The organism is Mangrovimonas sp. CR14 (genome assembly GCF_011764015.1).
GTDB lineage: Bacteria > Bacteroidota > Bacteroidia > Flavobacteriales > Flavobacteriaceae > Mangrovimonas > Mangrovimonas futianensis.
Genome location: NZ_JAAFZY010000001.1, coordinates 222,885 through 249,859, shown reverse-complemented (window position 1 = coordinate 249,859; position 26,975 = coordinate 222,885). Strand labels below are relative to the sequence as shown.

Below are 26,975 nucleotides of genomic sequence, written 5' to 3'. Positions count from 1 at the left end.
TGTGGTTTCAAATCATAAAAGCCACTTAAATCTTAAAGCTCTTTGGGAATGGTTTGAATTCAATATATTTGCTAATCTTATAGTAGTGCCCATGAGCAAGATAACATATGTTTTTATTCTTTTTATCCTTTTAAGTTGTGGTGAATCCCAACAAACAGAAGTAGTTCAAGAGGTTGAAAAAAGTTCGTCCATAACCAAAGAGGACATAGCCCAAATAAAATATACCGAGTATGTCGTTGATCCCAAAGTCGCTGTCTACACTGAAAACTGGAACAAATATACCGAACTGAATGATGTTATAGCTAAATTGAAATTAGGCGATTATTCCTATTTTCAAGACAACCAGGAAATCTTATCTACCTTGTTGACAGATCTTCAAAAAACCATACCTGCAGAGTTAAACTCGCCTTCGGTAATGGCGCGTTTGGTAGCTGTTGAAAATGCCTGTTTAAAATTGGAAAGCTTAGCTAATTTATCAAATATTGACAATGAAGAAATGGTTAGTGTTATTGGTGAGGTATTAATTGCTTTTAACAATATGAGCCTTCAAATGAACAAGAAATTGGAACGTGAATCCCAACAGATTTACAAACCCTAAATAGCTGTAATAATCCTTATTTATACAAATTACTCTCAACTAAATAATAGCAAATTTTAAAATTATAATTAAATATGAATCGTAAAATCATGAACGCTTCTGTTCTTGCCGCGGGTGTGCTAGTAGGCTTATCATCTTGTAAGGAAGAAAAGAAGGAAATGGCCGAAGTATATGTTGCTCCGGGTATTGAGCTCAAGAACATGGATACTTTGGTAAAACCAAGTGAAGATTTTTTTAAGTATGTCAATGGGACCTGGTTGGAAAACAACGAAATCCCAGCTGATAGAACCAGATGGGGAAGTTTTGACGAACTTCGTCAAATGACTGATGAAGATGCCTTAGGTATTTTAAAGTCGGCCATGGCATCAGACAACAAAGACATGGCACAAATAAAAGTTATGCCTGGATCTGATCAAGAAAAAGCCATTAAAATCTATGAAACCATCATGGATACTGTTGCAAGGGATAATCAAGGATTGGAACCTATTAAACCTTATTTAGCAGAAATAGATGGAATCAGCAATTTGGCCGATTTACAAGCTTATTTAATAAAAATGGAACCACAAGGTGGAGCTGGTTTTCTAGGTTTTGGAGTGGGATCTCACCCAAAGAATAGCGATATTAATGCAGCTTATTTAGGTAATGGGTCGCTTGGTTTAAGTAGAGATTATTATGTTGACCAAGACGAAGATACCAAGCAAAAAAGGGATCTTTACAAGGCGCATATTGCAACCATGATGAAATATCTAGGTGTCGATGATGCTACCGCTACCCAAAAGGCTGAAAACATATTGGCATTTGAAACACGATTGGCTGAACCAAGAATGACGAAGGAAGAGCGTAGAGATGCTAGAAAGCGCTATAATCCTAAAAGCTTGGAAGGATTGAAAGAAATGACGCCATCTATCGATTGGAACACTTATTTTCAAGGTATCGGCGTGCAATCTGTAGACACGGTTATTGTTTCAGATCCTGGTTATTTTAAAGCTTTGGACGGAATCCTAAAAGAAGGGAACGTTCAAGACTGGAAAGACTATTTGACTTGGACTTTACTTAATGGTGCTTCTGGAAAGCTAACGACTGAACTAGATAGAGTAAGTTGGGAGTTTTACGGAAGAGATTTAAAGGGTTCTAAAGAACAAAGAGAAAGAGACGAGCGTGCTTTGCAGACTATCAACTGGACTGTTGGAGAAGCTCTTGGAAAGCTATATGTGGAGCAAAAATTCCCTGCAGAGGCTAAAGCCAAAGCAGAAGCCATGATTAAAAATGTGATGCTCGCTTATGGTAATAGAATTAAAAATCTAGAATGGATGAGCCCAGAAACTAAAGAAAAGGCTATTGAAAAACTAGAAAAAATGACCGTTAAGATTGGTTATCCAGATAAGTGGAAAGACTACTCCCAAATGGAGGTGAAAACTTATGAAGAGGGTGGTTCTTACTATGATAATATGACTAATGTATCTAAATGGAGATTTAATAAGGATTTAGAAGATTTAGGAAAACCTGTGGATAAATCAGAGTGGGGGATGTCTCCTCAAACTGTGAATGCCTATTTTAACCCATCTTATAATGAGATTGTGTTTCCAGCAGCTATTTTACAACCTCCCTTTTACAACTATGAGGCAGATGAGGCTGTAAACTATGGTGGTATAGGAGCAGTTATAGGACATGAAATTTCACATTGTTTTGATGACTCCGGTTCTAGATATGATGCCAATGGTAATTTAAATAATTGGTGGACCGAAGAAGATTTGGAGCAATTTACCAAGCTGGGTAAAGAATTAGCGGGTCAATTTAGTAATGAAGAAGTGTTTCCAGGAGTTAATCTTAATGGTGAATTTACTCTAGGAGAAAACATTGGTGATCTAGGAGGTGTTAATGCCGCTTATGATGGATTACAAATGTATTTGGCAGAAAATGGAAACCCAGGGGAAATTGATGGGTTTACTCCAGAGCAACGTTTCTTTTTAAGTTGGGCAACCGTTTGGAGAACTAAGTATCGTGATGACGCTTTAAGAAACCAAATTAAAACAGATCCACATTCTCCAGGAATGTTCCGTGCTGTTATGCCATTAAAGAATGTTGATGCTTTTTATTCAGCTTTTGATGTAAAAGAGGGAGATGCCATGTACTTGGCGCCAGAAGATAGAGTCAGAATCTGGTAAGAGCTATTGAAATAATAATAAAAAAAGGGGCGTTTTAAACGCCCCTTTTTTATATGTTTTTAGTTTTTGGTTTCTGGTTGCGGTGGGTTTTTCTGTCCCTGTAACGCCTGTTTGGTTATATAAGCCAAATTAAAATTAGGTGCCAAGGCAATGGCTTCATCTAATGTGGTTATGGCCGTATCAATATTGGTCGCCTTGTTTTTATTAAAAGTAACCAATGCTTTTAAATATAAAAAACCAGCCTTGATAGGTACTTGATAAGGCTGTTGTGATTCGTAATAGGTTCTACCTACATCTGGCTTTGAGTTTTCTATTCCGTATTCAACATATTTGGTAGCTTGAAGTAATTGTTGGGTTTGCAAATACATTTCTGCAAGTTCATAAGCAACTCCTACTGTAGCTTCTCTTTTAAATAGTTCTTCAAAAAAGGGAATGGCTTTTTCTACTTGTTTCATCGCCTTTAGGGAAACAGCTTTTACTTCAACAGACATGTCAGAATCAGTAGGATTCAGTTCAATTCCAGAGGTATTCAGAGCTTGAAAGTACATGCCTTCACTCATGTAAACATAGGCTAAGGTATCTTGGCGCTGCGTAGATGGTTGTAAGACATTTAAATGAGTAAGTGCATTAATGACCCCTTGTGCATCTGCTTGCTTTTGCATTTGCTTATAATAGGCTTTATAATGGTTAATCAGTTCTTGATTGCTTTGGGCCTGAACAGCCACTCCAACCCATAAAAATAGGATTAAAATTCTTTTCATTTCTTCTTAATTTAATGAGCCAAATCTAGTAAAAATATTAACTTTTAAGTCAATATATAAATAAAAAGACCATCATAATGATGGCCTTTTTGCTTGAGAATAGAGCATGAATTGATTATTCAATGACCCATAAAAAGATGCAAATCGTTATTAAGAGATATAAAATAGCTAAAGCTACCTGTAGCCTGTATTTTATAAACTGTTTAAACATGACCTATTTTTTGATGATTTTTTTTGCAAACACTTGATTTCTTCCAACTAATTTTAGGAGATAGGTTCCTTTTGATAGTTGAGAAATGTCAATGGTATTTGAGGTTAGATCCCCTTTATTTACTAACTGACCTGTGATGGAATAGATTTCGAATTTATTAATTGGATTATTTCCAGAAATTCTAATTTCGTCAACAGCAGGATTAGGATAAAGAGTAAGTACCGTAGAACCATCGAATTCATCAATACTCAAAGAATTTAATTGAAAAACAGAAACATAAGAGTCTGCTTGTCCAGCTGATTTTGATTGGATATCTTCTCCTTCAAAAGGGTTGAAATCTACAGTTGCGCTTCTAAAAGTTCCAGTCAAAAATATGTTTAGATCTAATACATCTGCCCAAATCTTTTCTTCATCTCCTGTGCCACCTATTAGATAATGTTCAACATAATTTCCAGTCGCTTCCTCAATAACTAGCAAGAAGGCATCCTCAGAATTGTTGTTTGATGTTTCTGATACCACACCTTCTGTAGCAATATCGAAATCTGTTTCACCTTGAATAACTCCAGCGAAATAAAGATTGCTGCCATTTAAGCCCACTGAATAAATCATCTCACTGGTTCCACTTGCATCATTTCCATCAACTATATAAGTGCTTAAATAGGTGCCATCTTGATTAAATTTTGATGCAAATCCGGCAGTACCACCTAGAATGGATATAGTATTTTCTTCTTCGGTTGGGTCAAAATCTGTATTCCCCCAAACTTGACCTGTTACATAAACATTTTCATTGATGCAAATGACAGATTGTACATCATCAAGAGAGGCATTTCCAAAAGTGTGTCCCCAAACAAAATCACCATCATTGGTAAGTTTTACTATATAAGAATCAAAGCTTCCTACATTAACATGAAGGTCTTCAGATTCTGAGGAAGGATCTAAATCAATAGTTTGGTTAAAAGTTCCAGCTATGTAAAGGTTGTCTGCATCATCAATATCAATAGATTCAGCAGTTGTAGTACTCTGGTTGGTACCAAGACTTTTTAGTTGTTTGGCCCAAATAAAATCACCACTGGCATTCAATTTTACAATATAGGCATCTTGAGAAAGTGATTCACTGGTAGAAACACAATCAATTTGAGTTGTATAGGTGCCAGCTCCGTTATTAGCACAAAGCGCATATTCTGAAGAACCTGGATCAAAATCTGCAACAATAAACTCACCAATAGCATAAACATTACCTTCTGAGTCTACCTTAATACCTTTACCATTTTCATTGGCTGCACCGTAGGCATTGCTAAATTGTTTTGCCCATAAAAAATCACCATTACTATCTAATTTGATGATAAAAGCATCACGTGATAATAAAAAGGAAGTTTGTGCTAAAAAGTACTCAGTATTTGGATCTGGGTCTGCATCAAAAGCATTGGATCCAGCTCCTTGAAAAAAACCAGTGAGATAAATATTATCATTGTTGTCAATGGTAATATTTAATCCAGCATTATCTGCCCCGCCATTAAATGATTTCACCCAAACCGGGTTACCATTGGCATCTGTTTTTGTTAAAAAAACATCTTGATTCCCTCCGGCAAAGGTTGCCGTTGTATCTCCATAGGTAAATGATCCTTGATGGAAACCTACAGTATAATAATTATTTTGACTGTCATAAGCTCTTCCAAATGGGAAGGTAAGTCCTGCCTGACCAAAGGTGTTGGTCTGATTGTAGACTTGGGCACAAACGGATTGTCCCAAGAAAATAGCCATTAAAATTAAAAGGTTGAAGTGTTTCATGAAATTTAGTTTTAATTAAATATTATTTATTTGAAATTCTAAGCCCAATCCTCTTATACTTTTGATTTGAATGCTTTCGTCATCTTTAAAGTATTTTCTGATTTTACTTATATACACATCCATACTTCTGCCTGAAAAGAAGTCATTACTATTCCAAATTTTTGTTAGAATATCTTCTCTTCTAATTAATTGATTTTGTTGGCTGTATAGGAGGTAAATTAATTGCGCTTCTTTTTTAGTTAGGTTAAAGGATTCGTCTTTAGATTTAAGAAGTGAATTTTTAAAATCAAAAGCATAAGAGCCTATTTGTATGATATTTTTGTCTTCTATATCCTTTAAAACAAATTGCTGCTGTTCTGTTCTTTTAATAATATTTTTTATTCTTAATAAAAGTTCTTCAGCGTTAAATGGTTTGGTGATATAATCATCGGCACCCAATTTTAATCCTTTTATTTTATCCTCACCGGTTATTCGGGCTGTGACAAATAGAAAAGGGATTTCGGGGTTGATATAAACCATTTTTTTAGCCACATTAAACCCATCTAGTTTGGGCATCATCACATCCAAAATGCACAGATCGTAATTTTTTGTTGTGAATGCATCCAAAGTTTGATTTCCATCTTGAGCCCAATCCACCAAATATCCGTTTCCTTCTAGGTAATGCTTAAGCATGGTACCTAGATCGATATCATCTTCTGCTAGCAATATTTTTTTCATGGATGATGTAATTTAATGGTGAATGTGGTTCCTGTTCTTCTAGAGCTTTCTACTGAAATAGTCCCTTTATGTGCCGTGATAATTTGCTTTGCATAATATAGACCCAAGCCCAGGCCTTTGTAATTATGTTGGTCCTTCTCACTCACACGATAAAACTTCTGGAAAAGATTTGGTAAGTGTTTCTTGTCAATACCAATACCATTGTCATGAATATTCAATAAATAGGAATTGGTTGATGTATCTTTTGAAAAATGTATGTCGACAACCGTACCACCATATTTCACAGCATTGTTTAAAATATTTAAAATGGCAGTACTGATATAAAATCGGTCTAAAACCATAGTGGCAGACTTTAAATCAGAAAGGAATCTAATTTCAATATTATCTGGAAGAGGGATTTTAAAATCATCTATAAGCTCCTCCATGAAAGAGACGAATTCGATTTCCTCTTTTTCTAACTCAATTTCTTGATATCCCAGACTGCTATTCAACACCTGGTCAATCAATTTTTGTAACCTAATATTTTGTCTGTTAATGACGTTAATGATTTCTGCAGACATAGATTTGTCATCGTGATCAAAATTGTCTGTTAAGTTTTGAGTGGCTATGGATAAAGTTGATAGAGGCGTCTTTAATTCATGAGTCATGTTATTAATGAAATCTGTTTTGATTTCCGACAGTTTTTTTTGTTTCATTAGGCTCTTAATCGAGTAATAAAATAAACCCGTCATGAATAGAAATAGAAGACAAGATAAAAGCAGAAGAATGGTCATTTGCTTTGCAACAAACATTCTCCAGTTTTCCACACTCATATAGATTTGAGTTTTAAAGTCTAATAGAAAAGTTTGCGATTGACCATCTATTATAATTTCATGGTCTTTATTCCATGAGCTGTTGTTTACCAGGATAGATTCTTCGTCTGGTCCTAGCTTGTCTCCTAATAAAAATATGGGGGCATCGCTTTGAGATAAAAATGACGTGGTTTGATCTAAACTATCTTTTACAAATATGGATATGGCACTTTTATTGAACTTAACCGTAAATGGTAGGGCTTGGTCCTTTAATCCATTTTGGTAGGCTTCTCTAAAAACAGGATTAACTTCTTCAGTTTTAATTTCGAGGTTTTTTAAAACTTGATCTTTAGAAATTTTTCCTTGCTCAAATTGTTCAAGCTGAACTAGAAAATCATTTCTGTAAATCCACATAAGTGAATCGATTTTCTTTGTGGTATATACCTTCGCTAAAGAAATTCTGGCATTGTTTATAGCATCCTTCTTTTTTAATTTGTAGGTATTGAAGATAAGATAGGACTGTATGCCCGTTAGTGCTATTAAAGTAAACACAGACAGGAAAACTAGAAGGCGGGTATTTTTTATCATCTTCACGGCGTTAAAATTATTGTAACGGTTTATTTTACAGTAAAATAAACAATCCGTTTAACATTAAATTAACCGATAAAGAAAAATTAAAAATTCCCTTATTTCGCTATGGTAAGGGACTTAATTAATTTGAACGGTTTTTTTAATAATCACAGCATCGTTTAAAACAAATGGTTTTGGTATCATGTTGGATTTTCGTTGTGGTATTGTAATTTTTTTATTGGTTAATAAATCAAAAGTAGCTTCATAAAACTGTAAGGTTGTCGCTTGATTCTCGGGCACTGAAAAGGAAAGTTTCAAAGGTTCTTCATCAGATACATAGTAACTAAAAAGGCGATTGTTTTTCCTCTCAGAGAAATTATATCCTAAAGAGTCTGAAAACGCTAAGACTCCGTTAACTTTGGTGTTTTTGAAAACAGAAGTGGAGTCTGAGAATACTTCAATTCTCTCGGCAGATCTATTTGAAATCAAAATGAGTTCAATATTTCTAAAGCCATTTATTATCGTATCCTGAATGTACTCAATAGTAGGTTCTGGTAGCATTTTTACTGGAGCTTTGTGTGTATAAGTTAAACCCGTGCTGTATTTGCTCGCAAATACATTTTGGTTTTCTGATTGAACCTCCATTTTTTCTTGAGAGATGTAGTTTTGCGTCCAGTCATCGAGCAAATGGTCATAGGTGGCCCATTGGGCTGTATGTGTGTCGGAATCCAATAGATATACTAAACTATTGGGTTTAGGTCTATCTTCAGAAAAGTCAGAGTTAAAATGAGCCGAAAATAAAAACCATAGAGTTAGTACCCCAAACACGATTGTGAACCTGTTTTTATGTTTTATGGATCCCAGAACAGGAACAACCAACCCAAAAATCATGACGGTCAAAATACAGCTTACAAAAAGAATTTTTAAGCCTAAACCTACTGGGAACATTTTTACAAATGGTGACATAATCATGAGCACTGGAACGGTCAGTAACGTCAATAGTATGAGGTTTGGTTTTTGTTGCCTATGCATGATAAAGAGACTTAAAAGACCAAAATAAACAGGAATAATAAAGAAGCTTGCTCCCTCTAAGGCAAAGGCTGCTATAGTACATATTAAGAGCCAAAAAGTTAAGGGCGCGACGAACAAACTAGCTAATTTAGTTTCTGTATGAAACTTAGAGTAGATGAAGAAACTTATCATCATTGCCAAAGAAATAAATGCTGCAATATAGGTATAGCCGTTATAGGTAAACCCATGAAGGATTTCACCATATTGAGGGTAAATGGTTAGCAGAAGTTTCCAAAGAAAGAAACCGATTCCCCCAGATAGAATCAAACTTCCAAAAAATGCTAAAAACCCTTTTCCTAGCCATTTACCAGACAGTTTTTGATTCCTAAAGCCATAAATTAAAAGCCATAGAAAGAGCCCAAAGGCAATAATTAACATAGGGAAAATCCATGAGAAAGGGTAAGTAACAGTCTTCAAAAAGGGAACATTAAAATAAATGTGGTCGTCGTTACTTTTTAATTGGGTGAGATCTGCTTGAGAAAAATAGGATAAAAGCGGCATCAAATAACTGCCTTGGTGTTCTAAGGTATTTCTGTCCAGTCTTTCAAAATTGTCCAATGCAGTGTGATAGTCAAAATGGTCCCCTATAAATGCGAAATTGAAACCATCAATATTTCCATCTTCCCTAAACCGAGTTAAATCGGTGTCATTAGGAAGCATTTTATAAATACTGTATGCGAGGGAGTTTGCCACGGGATATTCTGGATGAGCTTCCACAAAACCTTTCATTAATAGACTATTTCCTTGATTAGTCTCTACCAGCATATAGCTAGGACCGCCACTACCTCGGGCCTCAAAATTGAGAACCAACCCTACATCTTTAGCCCATGGATGTTGGTTGACAAAAATATCGGCGCCATTTAATCCAAGCTCTTCTCCATCAGAAAAAAGAATAATAATATCGTTTTTTGGCTTTTTACCATCAGCCATGTAAGCTCGAATACCTTCCAGGATCGTTACAATTCCAGAACCGGCATCACTGGCCCCTAAGGAAGAGTGAGGGTTGCTATCGTAATGGCTTAACAACAACAATGCCTTGGTGTTTTGGGAGCCTTTTATCCTGGCTAGGATATTTTTTGCCTTTGCTAGATTGCCCCACTGGCTCATGGAATAGCCTTCCTGAATTTCTGGTTTTAAACCAAGGGCTCTCAACTCGTTCACTAAATAGTTTCTCACGCTTTCATGCTCTTTATTTCCTAAAAAGTGTGGCGCTAAACTCATGGGCTTTAACTTTTCTAAAGCTCGTGCCGTTGAAAATTGATTGGAAGCGGCCTCTTTTGTTGAAATGGTGTTAGGTAACAAAGCTTTAAAACTCCAATAGATAGCCAAAGCTATTAGAAGAACGGAAATGATTTTTCTTAACATGGGTGGAATGAAAGTTAGTTCTTATAAAAATAAGGAAATTATAGACAAAATGGCTGTTAATAATATTTCTTAGGAATGCTCAAAAAAAAAAGGTATATTTAAGAAACTCAAAATCAGACTTATGGGAATTAAAAGTTTTCAAGGGGCAAGAAGGCAAACCCAAAAAGAGCAACAAAACACGATGTTACAGGACCCTATCAAGGTGAGTGATTACATGACCAAAGAGCTTGTAACCTTCAGGCCAGAGCAATCTGTTGAGGAGGTTATTTCAGCATTAATTGTACATAAAATATCGGGGGGACCTGTAGTAAATGACAACAATGAATTGGTGGGAATTATTTCAGAAGGAGATTGTCTAAAACAGATAAGTGACAGCAGATATTATAACATGCCTATGATGCAGGATGATGTAGGAAGCAGAATGGTGACTGAAGTAGAAACCATTGATGCCAATATGGATGTTTTTGATGCTGCTAAAAAGTTTTTGGATTCTAAAGTAAGGCGATTCCCCATATTGGAAGGTGGAAAATTGGTTGGTCAAATTAGCCAAAAAGACATCCTTAAAGCCGCCATGAAATTAAGGGGGCATAATTGGAAATGATCTATTGTTTAGATAGTCGTTTTTTGTGCTTCGGGTAGATCGGTTATGATTATTTTTTGTTTGCCATCAGCTTCTAATTGCGCAATTTTTGAATAGGGATATTCTGGAATGGGCTCATTGAGTGTTTTCCAAGAAACTTTCCCCGCTACTGTAATGCGTTCTCCCACCGATATAATTCCTTCAGTATACCTTAGTGATTTATTGAAACCAAATAGCCCCGTGCTGCTTATGCCGTATTGAGATAGTAGCCTTTCAAATTCAGGGGTTGGGTCATTAAAAGTTCCAGAGTCTGTTTCTTTATCCGTAACTAAATAATTGATATAATTTAGAGGGTTTTTAGTGGGTTTTATAAGCAGTAATTCACCATTTTTTTCCACAAAAAAATCCTGATAGTGTTCTTCTTGCACCAAGGTCTTCCAATGGGAGTTTTTGCCACTGCCTTTTTTCTGCTCAATTTTAATACTATAAAAGACGCATTTCCTTTGGCTTAATGGTGCCAAAAGGGGCTCGTTGGCGTGGAGTGCTTTGCCGTGTATTTTTACAAATTCATTGGATTTAACACCATTAATTGATCTACTTGGAAGTCTTTTAAGGGTTCTTAAAATGACATTTTTGGCGCTAAATACTTGTGTTAAGATAATAGCAATAACGAAACCAGCGATTATGATTATAACAGGCCAAGGAGTTCCAGAAAGAAAGATTTTCATTGGTGGTATTTTTAGGATAAGTGATTGTTTTTGTCTATTTGTTACAATCTAATTTTCTCTTTTTACTAAGGCATAGTAATCATCTTCCAATGGCAAATATCCTTGATCGTATACAAAATAATAGGTTTTTCCAGCTTTGGTAGTATAGATGGTGGTAACGTAATTGAAATCAAATCCTTTTTCTATGAGTTTTGAGCGGGAGGCTTTTGATTTTTGATTGGGGTTCAAGGATTCCAAAATACGGTAGTTTTTTCTCAATCTGTTATTGACATTCCTGATGAGGTTTTTTGAGTCCTTGTTCAGTTTGTTGTTGTAGGCATTTCGGCAGGCATCACTACAAAATTTCTTGTCGATGCGTCCCACAATTTTTTCATCACATTCCAAACAGTTTTTTGCCATATTTAGTTAGATTTTACAATTCCAATCAATTGATTCATTAAGTCATGTAACCGGATTTTGGATTCAACATAGTCACAATTGCTTTGGATGGCAGCACCTATTTTCAATTCGGGGTAATACATAAAAATGGAATTGAATCCGGGCATAAATCCCGAGTGGCCATAAGCGATGCCATGAGGTGTGTTGAAGACAAAGCTTCCCATACTATAGACCATGGGTTTCCCATTCTTAAAATCCTCTGGAGAATAGTTTTGAATTCTTTTCAAAGCCAGGTCAGAAAATAATTTACCCGTATAATAGATGGTTGCCCATTGAGCTAAATCTGAAACGGTACTTGCAAATCCACCTCCTGTCCATTCAAATTGCGGATTAAAAATATAGAAACCATCGGTTACTGTTTTGTTGGGAACCATAAAACTTTTGGGCATTTTAGAATAGCCCACTGCCAAATTTGGCATGTCCCTTTGTAGTGATGGATAAGTGGAGCTTAATTCATAAGGTGTCAAAATGGTTTCTTGAATGAGTTCGTAATAGGGCTTGTTGGTTAACTTTTCAATAAGCATTCCTAATAAGATGTAATTGGTGTCTGAATAAGCGAATCCCTTTCCAGCTTCGTGAATAGGTTCCTTATCAAAAATGACTGATAAGCGATCTTCGTAGTTCCATACTTTATCAGGGTTTTCATGAAGTTGGTTCCATATTTCGGGAAGCAAAACATATCTTGGCAAACCACTGCTATGGGTAAGAAGCATCTCGATGGTAATCTCATCGATATTTGGTAGCTTAGATAACCAATCTATTTCAGGAAAATAGCTTTTAAACAACTGGTTGTATGCCAGTTTTTGTTCGTCAATCAATTGGAAAATGATGGTTGCTGCATAGGTTTTTCCAATGCTGCCAGAAAAAAAAGTGTTTTCAGTAGTTAATGGAATTTCTTTTTCAACGTCCGTCAAGCCTACTGAAAAATCATGATGCCATCCATCATCACTCACATAGGTGAAATTCATTCCAGGCAGCTTATTCTCTTTAACAATTCTTTCTAAGTATGAAGTAATAGAATCTGCCGTGGTTACTTTTGATTGCGAATTAACACTCAAATGAAACGTACACAAAAGAGCAAATAGAAGACCATATTTTTTCATGGAGGAAGCGCGTTTAGTTATTCAAGATAGCGAATTTTCCTAAACTATTTCTTCCCTAATATTAAAGTGTTTGTACCGTGAACTTTGGTTAACCATTGGCAATGGAAACCATTGGAATTTAAGATCTCTTCTATGGCTTTTAAATTCTTGGAATTTCCGTTCAAGGAGGCATTGAATAGTAATTGTCCCTGTTTTGAAAAACGATGGACTAGTTCTGACCAAAAGGGGCGTTCTAAAAATAGTTTCGGAACTTGATCATCGACAAAAATATCAACAATGATTAGGTCAAATTTTGAAGTTGCATTCGAAACAAATTCATGTGCATCCATGCAAATCAATTCCAAGAACTCATTTTCCTGCAACCCGTATTCTTCTTTCGTGATGGAAATCATGGTTGGGTCGATATCAACTGCTGTTATTTTATTTTGATAGTCAAAGTCTTTCCAAAGGGTTTCTATCACACAGCCGCCTCCCAAACCAAGTAATAAAATATGTTGGCAACCTTCTATGTTTAATTGCCGTAATCCGGTTTTTAAAATACGTTGCAAAGAGCCATAAGAGTAATTAGTGTTTTGGGTGTTGAGATGTTTTTTTCCATTATACCAAGTAATTTCCAATATACCATTATGAGAAGATGACACCTTTTTGGTAAAGGGAATAATATAGCTTAACCAGCGTTTCATGGGGCTAAAGTACAATTTTAGAACAATAACTTAATCGTTTACAAACGACTACAAACATTTACAAACGAATTTAAATAGGTAACTACCGAATAATCACTATCGATCAAATCATCTTTGCCTTGTCGAAACATAAGAACTCGATAGTATTAACTGTTTAACCGTAAAATGAAATTATTATGAACTCACTTAGAAACAAAGTACAGTTGATTGGAAGATTAGGGCAAGACCCAGAAATTATCACTTTTGGTGACGGAGCTAAAATGGCAAAATTTTCTTTGGCTACAGATGATAGCTACAAAGACAAAATGGGAAACAAAGTAGAACGCACCTATTGGCATAATGTGGTAGTTCGTAATGGACTCGTAAAAGTTGTTGAAAATTATGTAAACAAGGGACAGGAAATTGCTGTTGAAGGGAAATTAACCTCGAGAAGTTATGAAACGAAGGATGGCGAAACGAGGTATATTACAGAAATAATTTGCAATGAATTATTGATGCTTAGTAAATAGACGTATGTTATTTTTAAATGAAAGGGAGGTCTTAGGGCCTCCTTTTTTATTTCTAAGTCGGGTTTCGAAATCGTTGTAACGTTATTTTATACTTAAAATATTTAAATCGACTTGAGCCTTTGCCAAAGCTTTCTTAATTTTATGAAAAACCAAGCATATTTTATGTCTACACAACAACCAAAATTAACACGCTTTAAACAAAACGTCTTATCCAAATATCATATTTACAACAGTATTTTTATGACGCTGCCTTTTGATACCATTTCAAAAACTGGAGTCCTCTTACCGTTGTTTCATGAAACCTGTGAAAAAGGGTTTAAGAATGGAGATAATCCAACTACAATTGTTGAGACCTTCTTTAAAAAGTATCAAGGTAGAAGAAATGAAGAAAGCCAATTAAATTTACTTTTCAGATTCATTCAGTATATCGAAAGACAAGTGGTTTTGTTTGATGCCATTGAAGATGCTGCTTTTCCTATTGTAAATAACATGGATGGAATAGGTACCTTAAGAAGTTTAAAAGGATCTGCCCGTGCCGAAAACAAGTTGGAGGAACTTAAAAAATACCTTCGGGAGTTTAAGGTGCGTATTGTTTTAACAGCGCATCCAACGCAATTTTATCCTGGCGAGGTATTGGGAATTATCACAGATCTTTCTGAGGCTATTGAAGACAATGATCTTTTAAAAATAAATGACTTGTTGGCGCAGTTGGGTAAAACACCATTTTTTAAACACCACAAACCTACACCTTATGATGAGGCCGTAAGCTTGATGTGGTACTTACAGAATGTATTCTATCATTCCTTCGGAAAAATATATGACTACATCCAACAGAATATTTTTGAAGATGAGGTTTTAGAAAATGAAGTCATCAACATAGGGTTTTGGCCTGGGGGAGACCGAGATGGAAATCCATTTGTAACTCCTGAAATTACTTTAAAAGTCGCTCAAAGGCTTAAAGAGAGCATTTTAAGAAATTACTATAAAGATGTTCGTAGGTTAAAAAGACGCTTGACTTTTAGAGGTGTGGAAGATAAGGTGTCAGAACTGGAAAGTAAAATCATTCCTATGTGTGAGGGTAAGAACCCAAAAGCTATGGATGTACAGGAGTTTAAATCCATTCTACAAAACATCAAACAGACTTTAATCAAGGAGCATCAAAGCTTGTATATCGATCAGGTAAACAGTTTGATCAATAAAGTACATCTTTTCGGTTTCCATTTTGCCAATTTAGACATTCGCCAAGATAGTAGAGCACACGCAAAGGTATTCAACGATATGGTTGATAAACTTCTTGAAACAGGAAGTGATATTTTCCCGAAGAATTACCATGATTTAACTGAACAGGAACAAGTAAAAATTCTCTCCAATATCAAGGGAAAAATTGATTTGTCCATTTTTGAAGATGAAGATGTATTGAAAACATTGGAGACGATGAAGGTTATCAAAGCCATTCAAGAAGAAAATGGGGAAAGGGCAGCCAATAGATATATCATCAGTAACAACCAGACTACCCTGAATGTGATGCAACTTTGGGCTATGTTAAAATTGGTGGCTTTCCATGATGACCTCACAGTAGATATTGGACCTTTATTTGAAACAATCGAGGATTTGGAAAATGCGCCTGCAGTTATGGAGGAACTTTATACCAATCCGCAATATGCGGCACATTTAAAGAAAAGAGGCAATAAGCAAACTATTATGTTAGGTTTCTCTGACGGTACTAAAGACGGTGGATATCTTATGGCCAATTGGGGAATCTTTAAAGCTAAAGAACGTTTGACAGAGGTTTCAAGAAAGTATGATGTAACGGTGATTTTCTTTGATGGTCGTGGTGGACCACCAGCTCGTGGTGGAGGTAAAACCCATCAATTCTATGCTTCATTGGGGCCAACTATTGAGGACAAGGAAGTACAGTTAACCATTCAAGGACAAACCATCAGTTCCAATTTTGGAACTTTAGATTCATCCCAGTATAACTTGGAGCAATTAATCAGTTCTGGAATCCAGAATAAATTGCACGGTGAAAGTTTAGCTATGTCACAAGAACATATTGAAGTGATGGATGATTTGGCCAAAAGAAGCTATAAGGCATATTCAGACTTTAAAGGGCATCCAAAATTTGTACCTTATTTGGAGCGGATGAGTACACTTAAATATTATGCCAAAACAAATATAGGAAGTAGACCTTCCAAGCGAGGAAAGTCTTCTGAACTGGTATTTGAAGATTTACGGGCTATTCCATTTGTAGGTAGTTGGAGTCAGTTAAAACAAAATGTTCCCGGATTTTATGGAGTTGGAACAGCATTGAAACATTATGAAGATGCTGGTGAGTTTGATAAAGTCGTGGAATTATATAAGGGATCTAGCTTTTTCAAAACATTGATTGAAAACAGTATGATGTCTTTATCCAAATCCTTTTTTGATCTAACCAAATACATGGCTGATGATCCTGAGTTTGGGGAATTTTGGAAAATCATCTATGAGGAATCTGAAACCTCCAAGCGACTTATTTTGAAGTTGACAGGGTATTCTGAATTAATGCAGGAAGAACCTTCAGGGAAGGCTTCTATAGCCATAAGGGAATCCATTGTATTACCTCTTTTGACCATACAGCAATACGCCTTGAAAAAGATTCAAGAAATGCAGAAAGAGGGAGAGCCAGATAAAGAGAAAATAGAGGTTTTCGAAAAATTGGTGACCCGTTCCTTATTTGGGAATATCAATGCCAGTAGAAACTCAGCTTAGAAAGATAAATTTGTAAGTATCCTGATTTTTATGATATTTGCAGAACTAATGAGAGATTTAAGTATACATAAAGCAACTGGACCGCTGTATTTACAGCAGTGTGATTTTTGTGGGATTGAATCAAGTAATCCACAAAGAAAAGGGCGTTATGTATCTATTTCAAACTGATTTTTTTATTGACTTAAGTTAGAAACATATATAGATTTAGAAGCGTCCAAGGTATTGGGCGCTTTTTTTATGAAAAAATTTTTGAAGAATTTGGAACAAGATTTTAAAAAGTAAGAATACAGCAATTGAAGAGTAAGCAATTGAGAGACAGTATGTTGCCGGTAAGCTCTAAATATCTGCCATAAGCGGACAGGAATAACCATGTCTAAAAGCAATATAAAACATTGATAATCAGTAAATTAATATCAAAAAATTGTTTGGATTTTAAAAATTTGTTTTCATCTTTGCACCGCAGTTTTCAATAAACAAACTGTCAAAAGAAATAATATTTATAAAAACTTAAGAAGCCATGTTAAAGCTTATAGCAATTACAATACAAAAGGGTGATCATGGATCATTCAGTTGGCTTCGGTATTTTCTGTAGAACTTTCCACAAGAGATCCGAAGCAAATAGAATTACTGTTTCGGATTGATTTCCTACGCATTCATTTTAGGATACAACTATCCAAACAGTAAGTACCTTACAGTATTTGTACTGTAAGCTTGCAGAAGTATTTATTATTAAAACTAAAGAAAATGGAAACAAATTTAAATAACATGTATCTGTTTCGAGCCATAGAGAATTATCCCTATGAATTGGAGAAAGCAGTGGAGGCTTTAAATTATGCACTGTCCTATGATCCAGTAAATGTACGAGGGTTACACCTAATGGGTAAAGTTTACAGTGAGCAATTAAATGACTATGAGATAGCCAAAAGTTATTTTGAAAAGGCTATCGCAATCAATATAGAAACATCTTATGTATACCCTGATTACATCATGGTTTTAATTAACAACCATGATTATGATGTGGCTCAAAAAGTGATTGATTATGCTAAAGATGTTAAAGGTATTGATAGAGCATTAATAGCCTTGTATCAAGGCTATATCATGGAAGCTCAAGAAGACTATGTAGCTGCTCAAGATGCTTTGAAAGAAGCGAAGCAACTGAGCATGAATAATGATTTTTCTTACTATGTAGATGAAGTTTTAACACGTGTAGATAAAAAAAGAAAGGAGAGAAATAATAAAGAGCGTGTTAAAGAAAATGAAGAGAAAAAAGAGTTAGAAAAGGAAAAAGAAGCTTCAAACGGTTGGTTTAAAAATAGACTAAACGGCTTGTTGTAATCCCCAGCCTAAGTGCTGGGGAATTCTCGGGAATTCGTCAGCGTTGGAGAGCTGAAACTGTCTGAAATGCATTTATGCATTCAGCGAATCAATAATATTAAATATTGATTTTGAGTTAAAACTTGTTGCATTTTGCTTAGGAGGTTCGAAATGCAAAGCATTCATGAGCACGATTGGAAAATAGATAGAAGACTTGCGAACTAATCCTTCATTCCCACACTAAAAATAGGACTGTAGTTCAAAAGGTAGAGCACTCGGCTGTCTCTCGGAAAGTGGCGGGTTCAATTCCTGTATGTTCCTTAAATGAATAGTTAATTGAAAAACTTCCTGCCTACGCAGGAAATAATATCAAGCTGGTCTTGTTGGGTGTTTCTGTATGGCACTATTGTATAGAAGGTTGCGGTTTCGTATGACTCTTTTATATCCAACCAGACTTGGAGGTTTAGACTATTAACCAAAAAATAGTTGACACGCTATAGGTCGTGGGTTCGAATCCCACCGGAGCCACAAAGATATTTTAAAATGGCTCCGTAGTTCAGTCTGGTTAGAACATTAGCTCTTTAGAGGGTGCCGGTTCGAGTCCGGTCTTAAGCTTGGAGACATCCATGGCTTTTGTAGCTCAACGGCAGAGCACTACACTTTTAATGTAGTTTATGGACTTATAATCCATCAACACCAAAGCTTATCATCTTGTAAAACTGATAACCAAAAATGGTAGATGGCAAGTTGGCTTTAAAACTTTAGGGTTAACAAGCAATCTAGAATGTACTTTGAATAATTGGATAGGTTACTACGAGTAGTTGTTCCTTTAAGGTGTTCAGAAATTGAAACCATTCTTTTTGGAATGTTTGAAATTTCCCAATGCCGAAAAACGAACTACCAACCGTGTACCCACTTTTTATTCCGTGCCCGATAGATGATTTGCTATCTACTGTTTTTAAAAAAGAAAAAATGAATTGAAAATAAACTTCAACGTGAGATTGAAGTGGACAGCCTCCGTTACAGGATTTGTCAAAATCAGTTGTTTAATTTAAAAATGAATGAACATGAAACGAGTAAGAATCAATGCCGGTAAGGTAGGTTTGGTTTTTAAAAATGGTGATTATATTCGTGTAATCACTCAGGGAACCCATTGGGTAGGATTTAGACAGCAAGTGGTTGTATATAACCTGGCTAGTATCTTTTCTGCTCCAATAGCACTCGAAATCTTACTTAAAGACAAGACTTTGGAGGCGCTTTTGGAAGTAGTAGAAATTAAAGATGGCGAATTGGTGCTAGTTTATGAAAACGGAAATTTCAAAACCCTTCACGCAGCAGGACGTTATGTGTACTGGAAAGGTTTGATTGAACGTGAATTTGTACGTGCCGATTTGAGCAAGATCTATATCACAGAAAAGATAGACAAGGCTTTGTTCAGCAATTTAGAGGTAAACAAATACATTAGAACATTTGATGTAGCAGCCTACGAAAAAGCAGTGCTTTTGGTAGATGATGAATATGTAAAGACACTTGCAGGTGGTACTTATAGATTCTGGAGGAACGACACCTCAATCAAAATTGCCAAAGTCGATATGCGTCAATTACAATTGGAAGTTTCTGGTCAGGAATTGTTGACCAAAGACAAGGCAGCCATCCGTATTAACTTTTATACACAGTATAAAGTTAAAGATGTAGAAAAGGCCTTGTTGGAAAACAAAGATTATGAAAAGCAATTGTATGTGATTATGCAGTTGGCGTTGAGAGCTTATGTAGGTGCTTACACCTTGGATGAACTTTTAGAACGCAAAGAGAATATTGCGAAAGCTGTTTTTGAGAGTGTTAAGGCAGATGTGGCCAAACTAGGTGTTATCCTTTTGAACTGTGGCATCAGGGATGTGATTCTGACAGGTGATATGAAGGATATCATGAATCAAGTATTGGTTGCACAAAAGAAAGCACAGGCCAATGTTATTACAAGGCGTGAAGAAACTGCTGCAACCCGAAGCTTGCTCAACACAGCGAAATTGATGGAAGAGAATGAGATGTTGTTCAAGTTAAAGGAGATGGAATACGTTGAAAAGATTGCCGATAAGATTGGTGAAATCACAGTGTCTGCAAATGGAAATGTGGTTGCCCAGTTGAAGGAAATCTTTTCAGGAAAGTAGGTGTTCAAAGAAAAGAGCCTTGGAATTTTCTAAGGCTCTTTTAATTTATGCGACATTTTTTAAGAGATCAAAACAGGGGCATTTCGAGCACCTTTTCTTTTCTCCTTTTTTATATTTTTCACAACATTTGCTCTTTACTTTGTTGGCATTAATAATACCAGCTTCATGAAGTTTTTTGAGCGCTTTTTTCTGCTTTTTCTTCTCCTTCTTTTTCCCCACAATAATGCAAATGATTAATTCCGAGGCAAATCTAATTTATTTTGATTAAATCTAAATAAATTTAAATGTTAAATTTATTCAGGTGATGTGGAAGATGCTGAACTCACTGTTAATTGTTGGATATCTCGGTCAAATAAATACAAACCACCTTTATCATTTCCTATCATGTTGATCTTATCTAAAATAGTTCTCGCCATGGCTTCTTCCTCTATTTGTTCAGAAACATACCATTGTAAAAAGTTATGCGTGGAATAGTCTTTTTCCTGAAGGGTGATATGAACAAGTTCGTTAATGCTTTCAGATACAAAAACTTCATGTTCAAACAGTTTTTCAAACATTTCCTTAAAAGAATTAAAAGTTACGTTTGGAGCCTTTAAGGCAGAAATTTGTGCATGACCACCCCTTTCGTTAACAAACCTAACTAACTTAAGCATGTGTTCGCGCTCTTCATCAGATTGTTTATACATAAAACCAGCAACTCCTTCCAAACCTTTTACCTCGGCCCAACATGCCATGGCCAAATATATTTGCGAGGATTCTGCTTCAATTTTAATTTGATTGTTTAGGGCCTTTTCTATGTTTTTAGTAAGCATATCATCTTGTTTTAAGTAAAGTTACATAATTTTTATGCCCCAAATTGTTAGAATAAATTTAAATTAAAAGCTAAAAAAAGAGTTCTTGAGCTAACCTATAGGTGTTAGCGTGAGCTTCTACAATGATTTTAATATCAGGAGAATAACCGCCCCCCATACTACACATCACCGGAAGTTGATATTGTTTGCAGGTTTCCAAAACAAATCGATCTCTTGCTTTACAACCTTCAAGGCTTATGCCTAATTTGCCTAGTTTGTCGGAAGCTATAATATCGACTCCAGACAAGTAAAATATAAAATCAGGTTGATGGTTTTCAATGAGTTGGGGAAGGGTTTGCTTGAGTATGTTGAGGTACGCTTTATCACCTGTCTGATTCTCCAATTCAATATCCAAATCGCTCCGTTCTTTTTTAAATGGATAATTGTTTTTTCCATGCATGGAGAAGGTAAAGACCCTTGGTTCATTCTGGAATATTTCGGCTGTACCGTTACCTTGGTGTACATCCAAATCAACGATCAAAATCCGTTTTGCCAATTGATGATTCAATAAATATTGTGCGCCAATGGCTTGGTCGTTGAGTAAACAAAAGGCTTCTCCTCGATTGGAATAAGCATGATGTGTTCCTCCAGCAATATTCATGGCTATTCCATGATTTAAAGCAAATTGACTGGCCTTAATGGTGCCGTCCGCTATCATGATTTCCCTTTGGACCAAGGTTCGACTTAAAGGGAAGCCTATTTTTCTCGCAGCTCGTTGGTCTAAGGTAACATTCAATAAATCATAGAAATATTCGGCATCGTGAACCGCTAAAATTGGATTATGGTTTTCCAAGTCTGAGGGCTCAAAAAAATTGTTTGGGGTACATGTGCCTTCATGTAATAATTGCTCTGGAAGCCATTCATATTTCTCCATAGGAAACCGATGGCCTTTAGGTAAAGGATGTTTATAAATAGGATGATAAGCAATTTTTAACATGCCTTATTTATGCAATTTTAGTTGAATACGTTTTCTTGATTTATCAACCTCCAAAACCTTGACAATGACTTGTTGATGAAGGTGCACATATTCATTCACATCACTTACATACCCATCAGAAAGATTGGAAATATGAATAAGACCACTTTCCTTAATGCCGATATCCACAAAGGCACCAAAATTGGTTACATTATTAACAATTCCCAGTAGTAGCTGACCATCCTGTAGATCATCAATGGTTTTGATATTTTGATTAAAGGTAAAGACTTTAGCTTCTTCGCGGATGTCTAAACCTGGTTTTTCCAATTCTTTTACAATGTCTTCTAGGGTAGGTAAACCAATGTCTTTTTTGATGTAGTTCTTGAGTGTAATCTGTTTGATTAAGCCTGTGTTTCCTATCAAATCTTTGACAGTTTTATTTAAATCCTTGGCCATTTGTTCAACAATCCCATAACTTTCTGGGTGTACTGAAGAATCGTCCAGCGGATTATCACCATCCTTGATTCTTAAAAATCCAGCGCCTTGTTCAAAGGCTTTATTTCCCAATCGAGGGACATTCAAAATATCTCTTCTGCTTGAAAAGGCTCCTTTTTCAGAACGGTAATTCACAATGTTTTCAGCCATTTTTTCGCCAATTCCCGAGACATAACTCAATAAGGATTTACTGGCGGTATTGATATTTACCCCAACGGTGTTTACACAACTCTCTACTACGCGATCTAGTTCCTGTTTTAATTTGGTTTGATCCACATCATGTTGGTATTGACCAACGCCAATGCTTTTAGGCTCAATTTTAACCAATTCAGCCAATGGATCTTGAAGGCGACGACCAATGGAAACAGCTCCTCTTACGGTAACATCGTAATTTGGAAATTCGTCCCTTGCAATTTTTGATGCCGAATATATACTAGCTCCCGCTTCACTTACCACAAAAACTTGCATGTCATTTTTAAACCGAATTTTTCTAATAAGACTTTCGGTTTCTCGAGAAGCCGTACCATTTCCAATGGCAATGGCTTCAATCCTGTAAGCTTCAGAGAGTGTGCTTATTTTTTTGATGGCTCCTGTAAAATCGTTTTTGGGCGGATGGGGGTAAATAGTCTCGTTATGTTTCAAATTACCCTGTTCGTCCAAACACACAATTTTACATCCGGTCCTGAACCCAGGATCTATAGCCAAAACCCGTTTTTCACCTAGTGGTGACCCCAATAATAATTGCTTTAAGTTTTTGGCAAAGACGGTAATGGCAGCATCATCAGCTTTGGCTTTCGCATTTTGAAGTGCTTCATTTGATAACGATGGGAATAATAGGCGCTTGTAGGCGTCAGCAATGGCCAATTCAATTTGTTGCGAACAATCCCCTTTTGATTTGATCAATCGGCTTTCCATGTTATCCAAAACCCGCTCATCATCTATCTCAATTTTTATTCTAATAAAGCCTTCTGATTCTGCTCTTAAAATAGCCAGTAACCGATGGGATGGAATACGACTTAAGGACTCATTCCAATCAAAGTAATCTCTAAACTTCTGTGCGTTTTCGTCTTCTTTTTTAGATTTAATAACCTTGGTTGTAATGCTGGCAAACCGCTCTAATTGATACCGGATTTGATTTCTGAAATCGGTTCGTTCGTTCACCCACTCGGCAATAATATGTCGGGCACCTTCCAAGGCTTCTTCCACATTTTGGATATCTCCGTTTACAAATTTCTGAGCCGTATAGTCTAGATCATGGGTGTTTTGGGCCATAATCATTTTAGCTAGGGGCTCCAAACCGTTTTGTCTGGCTTTCTCAGCTTTGGTTTTTCTGCTTTTTTTATACGGAAGATAAAGGTCCTCCAGAGTGGTAAGGTCTTCAGATTGTTTAATTTTCTGCTCCAATTCAGGAGTCAGGACTTCTTGCTCTATTAGAGCTTTTAAAATGGTCTCCTTCCTTTTTTCTAAAGTCTCAAACTGCTCTTTGAATTTGACAATGTCAGCAATTTGGACTTCGTCTAAATTCCCTGTGCGTTCTTTCCTGTACCTTGATATAAAGGGAATCGTGCAATCTTCTTTTAAAAGGGAAATCGTATTTTTAACCGAAACTTCTGGAAGATTGGTTAATTGTGTAATGTATTTTAAAACAGACATTAGTTTCTTTGAAATAAGGTATAAATATAGGGGCGTTCAGCACCACTAGGTGTTATAAAGGTATGGTTAAAACTGGAAAGAAGTTGAAATTCACTTCCCAATTTTTCCTGTAGCATATGGGAATCATAGCGGTGTAATGGTAGGTTGCTACATGTGTCTGCTCCATCTAATGAGAAAACAGCAATGATGACAAAACCTTTTGACGCTACTAGGGTTTTGATCAGGTTAAAATAGGCATCTTGTTCTTCTGGTCGCAGGAAAAAATGTAAAACAGCACGGTCTATCCAAAGATTAACCGGTGCTATTTTAGTTAGTTTTTCAGGTGCCGTTAAATCGTCTACAATACATTCAAGATGGACCTGAAAAGTATCTAAAATATGCCTTTGAAGCTTGCTTAAAGCTGAATCGCTGAGGTCATTGGCAATGGTATTATCAAAACCATTTTCAATGAGTAAATCAATAAGTCTGGAAGTCCCTGCGCCAACATTTAAAATTCGGGCATGTTTGTCTAATTGGCAAGCTTCAATGAGTTTCCAGGTCATTTTTGGATCAGATTCAAACCAACCCAGTTCTTCATCTACTTTGTTGTTATAAACCTTATTCCAATGTGATTTGTAATCCATTTTTAACTGATCTGCAATCCATTTTCTACTTGATCCATATCTGGGTTGACAAATACCAATTTCCCTTCAGCATTTTCGGTCATTAAAATCATTCCTTGACTTTCAACGCCTCTTAAGGCACGTGGTGCTAAATTAACTAATACAGTCACTTTTTTTCCAACCACTTCTTCAGCAGTGAAACTTTCGGCTATTCCCGAAACAATGGTTCTCAAATCAATCCCAGTATCTACTTTTAAAACCAATAACTTTTTCGCCTTAGGCATTTTTTCTGCTTCAAGGATGGTTCCAACGCGTAAATCCAATTTGGTGAAATCATCAAAAGTGATCTCTTCCTTTTGAGGTTCTACTGTTTTATTAGCAGCCTCGTTAGCTTTCTTTGTGGCTTCCAATTTGTCTAACTGTTTTTGGATTTCGGCATCCTCAATTTTTCCAAAAAGCAATTCTGCTTCTCCAATTTGATGTCCAGCAGGAATTAAAATGTCTTTGTTAACGATCTCATCCCATAAGGTTTGAACGTCACCCGTTTCCACCTTTAATATTTTCTTTAATTTATCAGAGGTAAAAGGTAAGAAGGGTTCGCTAACTACAGCCAAAGCAGATGCAATTTGAAGTGCTACAAACATGATCGTTTTGGTACGTTCTTCATCTTCTTTGATTTTTTTCCAGGGCTCTTCATCTGCCAAGTATTTGTTTCCAAGACGGGCCAAATTCATCAATTCTTGACTTGCTTCTCTGAAACGGTAGCGTTCAATGGAGCTAGCAATAACTGCTGGGTAGGCTTTAACAGCAGCTAAAGTTTCCTCATCAATGGAAGTTAAATGTGCGGGTGTTGGTACCACACCTTGGTAATATTTGTTGGTTAAGACTACCACACGATTGATGAAATTTCCAAATATGGCTACCAATTCGTTATTGTTTCTTGCTTGGAAATCTTTCCAGGTAAAATCATTGTCTTTAGTTTCTGGTGCATTGGCGGTTAAGGCATACCTCAAAACATCCTGTTTGTCTGGGAACTCCTCTAGATATTCAGGTAACCAAACAGCCCAGTTTTTAGAAGTAGATAATTTATTCCCTTCTAGATTTAAAAACTCATTGGCTGGTACATTGTCGGGAAGAATATAACTTCCTTCGGCTTTCAACATACTTGGGAAAATAATGCAGTGAAAAACAATATTGTCTTTACCAATAAAATGAACCAATTTGGTGTCTTTGTCTTTCCAGTAAGGCTCCCAGTCTTTTCCTTCCCTTTGGGCCCATTCTTTGGTGGATGAAATGTATCCTATAGGAGCATCAAACCAAACATAAAGTACTTTTCCTTCGCCCCCTTCGACAGGAACTGGGATTCCCCAATCCAAATCTCTAGTCACGGCACGCGGACGTAAACCGTCGTCGATCCATGATTTTACTTGGCCATAAACGTTGGGCTTCCAATCTTTTTGATGACCTTTTAAAATCCACTCTTTTAAAAATGCTTCATGGCGATCTAGTGGTAAAAACCAGTGTTTGGTTTCTTTCAAAATAGGGGTGTTCCCTGTAATGGCCGATTTCGGATTGATTAAATCTGTGGCGTTGTGACTGGTTCCGCATTTCTCACATTGGTCTCCATAGCTTTCTTCATTTCCACACTTAGGACAGGTTCCTATCACAAATCGGTCTGCCAAAAACTGTTGCGCCTCTTCATCATATAACTGTTCAGTAACCTCTTCAATAAATTCATTTTTATCATATAAGGTTTTAAAGAATTCTTGTGCCGTTTCGTGATGGATTTGTGCTGAAGTACGTGAATAGTTGTCAAAAGAAATACCAAAGTCTTCAAAAGATTTTTTGATGATTGCATTGTATTTATCTACCACATCTTGAGGCGTGACACCTTCCTTCTTTGCTTTGATGGTGATAGGAACTCCATGCTCATCACTTCCACAAATAAAAGCAACATCATTACCTACCATACGTTGGTATCTTGCATAAATATCAGCAGGCACATATACACCGGCTAAATGCCCAATATGAATGGGTCCGTTGGTGTATGGTAAAGCTGCTGTAATGGTATATCGTTTTGACATATTCAATCGTTTTAAAGAAGAGCAAAAGTACGCATTTTGAGAGGGATTTAGAAAAAAAATGTACATTTA

21 protein-coding genes are annotated in these 26,975 nt (G+C 36.1%); 7 read left to right on the top strand and 14 right to left on the bottom strand.

The features are described from left to right. Positions 1-91: 91 nt before the first annotated feature. Complete coding sequence (locus tag GZ212_RS00990) at positions 92-598, top strand: hypothetical protein (RefSeq protein ID WP_166956436.1); 507 nt, start codon at positions 92-94, stop codon at positions 596-598. Positions 599-672: 74 nt separating this feature from the next. Then, positions 673-2,763 (top strand): M13 family metallopeptidase, encoded by a 2,091-nt coding sequence (locus GZ212_RS00985; RefSeq protein WP_166956433.1) that lies wholly within the window; start codon positions 673-675, stop codon positions 2,761-2,763. Between the two features lie 59 nt (positions 2,764-2,822). On the opposite strand, the gene GZ212_RS00980 is transcribed toward GZ212_RS00985, so the two are convergent. From GZ212_RS00980 to GZ212_RS00960, 5 genes are all read right to left on the bottom strand, one after another. After that, positions 2,823-3,524, bottom strand: coding sequence for a lipopolysaccharide assembly protein LapB (locus GZ212_RS00980; RefSeq protein ID WP_166956430.1), 702 nt, complete (start codon positions 3,522-3,524; stop codon positions 2,823-2,825). Positions 3,525-3,738: 214 nt separating this feature from the next. Then, on the bottom strand, positions 3,739-5,523 hold the full coding sequence (locus GZ212_RS00975; protein WP_166956427.1) for a T9SS type A sorting domain-containing protein: 1,785 nt from the start codon (positions 5,521-5,523) through the stop codon (positions 3,739-3,741). Between the two features lie 15 nt (positions 5,524-5,538). Beyond that, positions 5,539-6,240: a response regulator transcription factor gene (locus tag GZ212_RS00970; protein ID WP_053970616.1), complete on the bottom strand. Its 702-nt coding sequence runs from the start codon at positions 6,238-6,240 to the stop codon at positions 5,539-5,541. Beyond that, positions 6,237-7,619, bottom strand: coding sequence for a sensor histidine kinase KdpD (locus GZ212_RS00965; RefSeq protein ID WP_166956424.1), 1,383 nt, complete (start codon positions 7,617-7,619; stop codon positions 6,237-6,239). Before GZ212_RS00965 ends, GZ212_RS00970 begins: the two co-directional genes overlap by 4 nt. A 120-nt stretch (positions 7,620-7,739) precedes the next feature. After that, positions 7,740-10,037 carry a M28 family peptidase gene (locus tag GZ212_RS00960; protein ID WP_166956421.1) on the bottom strand — a complete coding sequence of 766 codons (2,298 nt, stop codon included), beginning with the start codon at positions 10,035-10,037 and terminating at the stop codon, positions 7,740-7,742. Between the two features lie 121 nt (positions 10,038-10,158). On the opposite strand from GZ212_RS00960, the gene GZ212_RS00955 reads away from it, so the two are divergent. Beyond that, a complete protein-coding gene (locus tag GZ212_RS00955) occupies positions 10,159-10,638 on the top strand; it encodes a CBS domain-containing protein (RefSeq protein WP_166956418.1) in 480 nt (159 codons plus the stop codon). 8 nt (positions 10,639-10,646) lie between these two features. Here the strand turns inward: GZ212_RS00955 and GZ212_RS00950 are convergent, their stop codons facing one another. Genes GZ212_RS00950 through GZ212_RS00935 form a run of 4 tightly spaced genes read right to left on the bottom strand, consistent with a single transcriptional unit; the run spans position 10,647 to position 13,569 of the window. Continuing rightward, positions 10,647-11,345 (bottom strand): hypothetical protein, encoded by a 699-nt coding sequence (locus GZ212_RS00950; RefSeq protein WP_166956415.1) that lies wholly within the window; start codon positions 11,343-11,345, stop codon positions 10,647-10,649. A gap of 48 nt (positions 11,346-11,393) precedes the next feature. Further along, the gene (locus GZ212_RS00945) at positions 11,394-11,744 is read right to left on the bottom strand and encodes a hypothetical protein (RefSeq protein ID WP_053970611.1); all 351 of its coding nucleotides are present in this window, start codon (positions 11,742-11,744) and stop codon (positions 11,394-11,396) included. Between the two features lie 2 nt (positions 11,745-11,746). Next, positions 11,747-12,886 (bottom strand): serine hydrolase, encoded by a 1,140-nt coding sequence (locus GZ212_RS00940; RefSeq protein WP_166956412.1) that lies wholly within the window; start codon positions 12,884-12,886, stop codon positions 11,747-11,749. A gap of 44 nt (positions 12,887-12,930) precedes the next feature. Beyond that, a complete protein-coding gene (locus GZ212_RS00935; RefSeq protein ID WP_166956409.1) occupies positions 12,931-13,569 on the bottom strand; it encodes a spermidine synthase in 639 nt (212 codons plus the stop codon). Positions 13,570-13,745: 176 nt separating this feature from the next. Here GZ212_RS00935 and GZ212_RS00930 point away from each other — a divergent pair, with 176 nt between their 5' ends. The 4 genes from GZ212_RS00930 to GZ212_RS00915 all read left to right on the top strand — a co-directional run bounded on the left by GZ212_RS00930 (position 13,746) and on the right by GZ212_RS00915 (position 20,305). Further along, entirely contained in the window at positions 13,746-14,078 is a 333-nt protein-coding gene (locus tag GZ212_RS00930) for a single-stranded DNA-binding protein (RefSeq protein WP_166956406.1), read from the top strand. Positions 14,079-14,240: 162 nt separating this feature from the next. After that, on the top strand, positions 14,241-16,826 hold the full coding sequence (locus tag GZ212_RS00925; RefSeq protein ID WP_166956403.1) for a phosphoenolpyruvate carboxylase: 2,586 nt from the start codon (positions 14,241-14,243) through the stop codon (positions 16,824-16,826). Positions 16,827-17,570: 744 nt separating this feature from the next. Then, entirely contained in the window at positions 17,571-18,161 is a 591-nt protein-coding gene (locus tag GZ212_RS00920; protein ID WP_166956400.1) for a hypothetical protein, read from the top strand. A 1,046-nt stretch (positions 18,162-19,207) separates the two neighbouring features. Then, the gene (locus GZ212_RS00915; protein ID WP_166956397.1) at positions 19,208-20,305 is read left to right on the top strand and encodes a slipin family protein; all 1,098 of its coding nucleotides are present in this window, start codon (positions 19,208-19,210) and stop codon (positions 20,303-20,305) included. 293 nt (positions 20,306-20,598) lie between these two features. Here GZ212_RS00915 and GZ212_RS00910 read toward each other — a convergent pair whose 3' ends face one another. The 5 genes from GZ212_RS00910 to metG all read right to left on the bottom strand — a co-directional run bounded on the left by GZ212_RS00910 (position 20,599) and on the right by metG (position 26,972). Further along, a complete protein-coding gene (locus GZ212_RS00910; protein WP_053970606.1) occupies positions 20,599-21,117 on the bottom strand; it encodes a ferritin in 519 nt (172 codons plus the stop codon). 70 nt (positions 21,118-21,187) lie between these two features. Continuing rightward, the gene (locus tag GZ212_RS00905; protein ID WP_166956394.1) at positions 21,188-22,093 is read right to left on the bottom strand and encodes a histone deacetylase; all 906 of its coding nucleotides are present in this window, start codon (positions 22,091-22,093) and stop codon (positions 21,188-21,190) included. Between the two features lie 3 nt (positions 22,094-22,096). Next, positions 22,097-24,220 (bottom strand): Tex family protein, encoded by a 2,124-nt coding sequence (locus GZ212_RS00900; RefSeq protein ID WP_166956391.1) that lies wholly within the window; start codon positions 24,218-24,220, stop codon positions 22,097-22,099. Further along, positions 24,220-24,843, bottom strand: a complete 624-nt coding sequence (locus tag GZ212_RS00895) for a class I SAM-dependent methyltransferase (RefSeq protein WP_166956388.1) — start codon at positions 24,841-24,843, stop codon at positions 24,220-24,222. Before GZ212_RS00895 ends, GZ212_RS00900 begins: the two co-directional genes overlap by 1 nt. Before the next feature lie 2 nt (positions 24,844-24,845). Beyond that, a complete protein-coding gene (metG, locus tag GZ212_RS00890; protein WP_166956385.1) occupies positions 24,846-26,972 on the bottom strand; it encodes a methionine--tRNA ligase in 2,127 nt (708 codons plus the stop codon). Positions 26,973-26,975: the final 3 nt, after the last annotated feature.